Genomic DNA, 4,245 nt, shown 5'->3' on the forward strand with positions numbered 1-4,245 from the left:
CGAACTCCATCAGATCTCCTTGCGAGGTAGCGGTGCGAACACCGGCGGGCGCCGTTCGGTGAAGCTCGCGACGCCCTCGGCGATGTCGGAGCCCCGGAAGGACTCGCGCATCAGGACGTCGGCGGCCTGCACCGACTCGGCGAAGCTGCGCTCGGCGTCGAGGAGCAGCTGGGACTTGATCGTGGCCATCGACCACGGGGAGCAGGACGTCGTGAGGTCGGCGGCGTAGGCGACGGCCCGCTCGAGCAGCTCGTCGGCGGGCACGAGGTGCTCGACGAGCCCGATGCGGTGCGCCTCGTCCCCGTCGACACTTCGTCCGGAGAGCAGCAGGTCCGCCGCGCGTCCGGGCCCGACGAGCCGCTGGAGCAGCCAGGCCATGCCGTACTCGGCCACGAGACCGCGACGCGAGAAGGCCGTGAGGAACACCGCGTCGGGCGAGGCGAATCGCACGTCGCAGTAGAGCGTCTCGACCATGCCGAGACCGGCCGCGGCCCCGTTGACCGCGGCCACGAGCGGCTTGCGGAGCGTGAGCGGCAGGTGCCGCGGGAGCGGGCGGTCGATCTCGGCGTCGGTGGCGTCCGCCGCGCCCGCCAGGTCGCCCATGTCGGCGCCGGCGCAGAAGCCTCGGCCTGCACCGGTGACCACCACCGCGCGCACGTCGGGATCCTCGTCGGCCGCCAGCAGCGCGGCGAAGTACTCGTCCTCCATGGCGTTGGTCCAGGCGTTGAGCCGCTCGGGCCGGTGGAGGGTGAGGACGAGCACCGCACCGCGTCGCTCGGAGAGCACGGTCGGCTCGGACCTCGTCTCCTCCGGGGACGTCGTCGTCATGACTCGACCTTACATGAATCTGAGTTCAACTTCATTAAATTGGTCCTGCCCACGCTAGGCCATCGAGGCTCGGCGGCGAGCCAGCGAGCCCACCCCGACACCGAGGATCAGGAGCAGACCCTGGAACAGGTACTGCCAGTAGGTCTCGAGCCCGACGAGGGCGATGGCGTTGAAGCCCACCGAGACCGTGACGACGCCGATCAGCGTGCCGATGACGTGGAACTCGCCGTCGCGCAGGACCGCGGACCCGAAGAAGGCTGCGGCGAATGCGGCGAGCAGGTAGCTGTCTCCGCCGGAGACCGCCGCGCTGCCGGTGCGCGACGCCAGCAGGATGCCGGTGAGGGCGGCACAGATGCCACAGATGACGAAGGCGAAGACACGCACCCGGTCGACGCGGATGCCCGAGAGCTGGGCGGCCACGGCGTTGCCGCCGACCGCCTGCATCGACTGCCCGAGCACGGTGCGGTTGAGGATGAACCACAGCACGGCGGCGAGGCCGAGCATCATGAACACCGGGTACGGGATCCCCAGGAAGCGGCCGAGCGTCAGCTGGATGAAGCCGGCCGGGTCCGGCAGGCCCACCGGCGTGCCACCGGCGACGGCGTAGTTGATGCCGACCGCGACCGTGCCGATGCCGAGGGTCGCGACGAGCGCGTTCACGTTCAGCAGCGTGACCACCAGGCCGTTCGCGAGTCCGACCACTGCACCGATCACGACGGCCAGCACGAGCGCGGCGACGACCCCGATCTCCTGGTCGACCATCGCCGAGAGGCAGATGACGCCGGACAGGCTCGCGACGTTGCCGATGCTGAGGTCGAACTCGCCCGTGACCAGCGCGAACGTCAGCCCCATCGCGATGATCGCCGACAGGGCGCTCTGGTTCAGGATGTTGATGAAGTTGTCCCAGGTCGCGAAGGTGTCGGGCTCGAGGATGCTCGTGCTGACGACCAGGACGGCGAGGACGAGGAGGGCGCCGTAGCGGCCGAACCACTTCCACACGCGTGTGCTGGTGGAGGGGGTGGCGACGACGGCCGTGGGGTCGAGCGCGGTGACGGTCATGCGAGGTCCTGTTCTGTCGAGCCGAAGCAGAGCGAGGTGAGACGGTCCTTCGTGGCCCGGGCGGCGGGCACCGTGGCGGTGATGGTTCCTTCGCGCATCACGACGACGCGGTCGCAGATGGCGAGCTCCTCGAAGTCGCTGGAGATCATGAGGATCGAGGTCCCCTCGGCGGCGAGCGCCCGGATGATGTCGTAGATCTCGCTGCGGGCGCCGACGTCGACGCCGACGGTGGGCTCGTCCAGGATCAGCAGTCGTGGGCCGGCGAGCACGTTCTTTCCGACGACGATCTTCTGCTGGTTCCCGCCGCTGAGCTCACCGACCTTCTCGTGGACGGAGCCGGCCTTGACGCCGAACCGGGACACCGCGTCGCGGGCGATGCGCGCCGCCCTGCGCGGGCTGAACGTGCCCAGCCGCTTCTCGGGGTCGCGCAACGAGGCCATGTTGAGGTTGGAGCTGACGGAGTTGCGCAGGATCAGGCCCTGGGAACGACGCTCCTCGGGCACGAGTGCGACACCGGCACGGATCGCCTCGAAGGGCGAGCGCGGTGCGTACGGGCGTCCGTCGAGCGTCATCGAGCCGGAGCCGACCGGGTCCGCCCCGATGAGCATGCGCGCCAGCTCGGTGCGACCCGCCCCGACGAGGCCGGCCACGCCGAGGATCTCCCCCCGGTGCAAGGTCAGGTCGACGTCGTGCACCCGCGGCAGGCGGGTCAGGCCCTGCACGCGCAGGAGCTCGGGAGCCTGCGTGGGGTCGCCCTCCGTCTCGCGGTGGGTGACCTCCTCCACGTCCCGACCGACGATGTGGCGGGTGAGCGCGGGGACGTCCAGGTCGGCCGCGGCGAAGCTCCCGACCAGTCGGCCGTTGCGCAGCACCGTCACGTCGTCGGCGACCTGCAGCACCTCCTCCAGGCGGTGCGAGATGTAGAGGATCCCGACGCCGTCGGCCGTGAGCTCGTCGATGATGCCGTAGAGCCGCTCGGCCTCCTCCTGGGTGAACGACGCCGTCGGCTCGTCCATCGCGACGATGGTCGCGTCCCGCATGAGCGAGCGGCCGAGCGAGACCATCCAGCGGTCGGAGACGGCGAGGTCCTCGACCCTGGTGTCGAGCGGGACGCGGTAGCCGATGCGCTCCTGGACGGCCAGGGCCTTGCGACGCAGGCCGCGCTGGTCGATGACACCGGAGCGGTGGTGGTCCGCGCCCATCGCCATGTTCTGCAGAGCCGTGAACTTCGGGACCAGGTTGAGCTCCTGGTGGATGAAGCTCAGGCCGAGCCGCGTCGCGTCCTGCGGCGCGTGGATCGAGACCTGCTCGCCGTGGACGCGGATCGTGCCGGCGTCGGCCGACTCCGCCCCGGCCAGGATCCTGACGAGGGTCGACTTCCCGGCCCCGTTGGCCCCGCACAGGGCGAGGACCCGCCCGGGGCGCAGGCTGATGGACACGTCCTCCAGGGCCTGGTGCCCACCGAACTGCTTGGAGATGCCGGACATCTCCAGGCACGTCGGCTCGGGCACCGGGGCGACCTCGCGGTCGTCGAGGGCTGTTGCTTCGCTCATGCACACTCCTCTGGGGTTCCAGGGCGCCGGCCCTGGAGGACGTGGTCGGGACTACTTGGTCGAGTCGGGGTACTCGGCCAGGAAGTCGTCGATCGTGTCGGTCGTGACCAGCACGTTGGTGAGAGGAACCTCCTGCGGCTCCGCGTCCACGCCGCCCTCCACGAACTCCGGGACGAGCTTCGCGAAGTCCTCGCCGGCCTGGTCGGCCAGCAGGAAGACGGTGGCCCGCATGTCGCCGGCCTTGATCGCGTTGATGGCACCCGGCTGTCCGTTGATGCCGTAGACGAGGACGTCGTCACGGCCGGCCGACTTGAGCGCGGCGATCGCGCCGAGGGCCGGGTCGTCGAAGCATCCCCAGACCGCGAGCTTGCCGCTGCCCTTCGGGTGCTTGGCGAGCCAGGCCTGCGTGAACTGCGTGCTGCCCTCGACCTGGCCGGGGATCGGCACCTCGTTGCGCGTGGTCTCGATGTCGGTGCTCTTCAGCGCCGTGTCGAGCGCCTCCTCGCGGCCGATGCACGGCAGGCCGCTCTTGTAGCCCAGGACGAGCAGGTCGCCCGCGCCGCCCATGTCCTCCACGAGCTGCTTGGCGACGGGCTCACCGTTGGAGACGCCGGCGTCGAGGTTGGCGGTGATGCCGTCGGCCGTGCCACCGGAGATCGAGACGACCGGGATGCCTGCGGCCTTCGCCGCCTGGGCGCCCGCGGTCAGGGTGTTGCTGTCGAAGACCGCCGTGACGATGAGGTCGACCTTCTTCTGGACGTAGTCCTGCATCGCGCCGTTGGCCTTGTCGACCGCACCCTGCGGG

General features: G+C 70.3%; 4 protein-coding genes. All 4 read right to left on the bottom strand.

Annotated features, from left to right (window positions below; translation table 11 throughout):
• Window positions 1-9 precede the first annotated feature (9 nt).
• A complete protein-coding gene (locus ASF38_RS03200; protein ID WP_056573576.1) occupies window positions 10-828 on the bottom strand; it encodes an enoyl-CoA hydratase-related protein in 819 nt (272 codons plus the stop codon).
• Between the two features lie 54 nt (window positions 829-882).
• Window positions 883-1,887 (bottom strand): ABC transporter permease, encoded by a 1,005-nt coding sequence (locus ASF38_RS03205; RefSeq protein WP_055963422.1) that lies wholly within the window; start codon window positions 1,885-1,887, stop codon window positions 883-885.
• Window positions 1,884-3,440: a sugar ABC transporter ATP-binding protein gene (locus ASF38_RS03210; RefSeq protein WP_082480314.1), complete on the bottom strand. Its 1,557-nt coding sequence runs from the start codon at window positions 3,438-3,440 to the stop codon at window positions 1,884-1,886. Before ASF38_RS03210 ends, ASF38_RS03205 begins: the two co-directional genes overlap by 4 nt.
• Window positions 3,441-3,491: 51 nt before the next feature.
• Window positions 3,492-4,245, bottom strand: a 754-nt coding sequence (locus tag ASF38_RS03215; RefSeq protein ID WP_056573579.1) for a sugar ABC transporter substrate-binding protein, incomplete at its 5' end; no start/stop codon positions are given.

This window comes from Aeromicrobium sp. Leaf272, assembly GCF_001422865.1.
In the GTDB taxonomy this organism is placed as follows: Bacteria; Actinomycetota; Actinomycetes; order Propionibacteriales; family Nocardioidaceae; genus Aeromicrobium.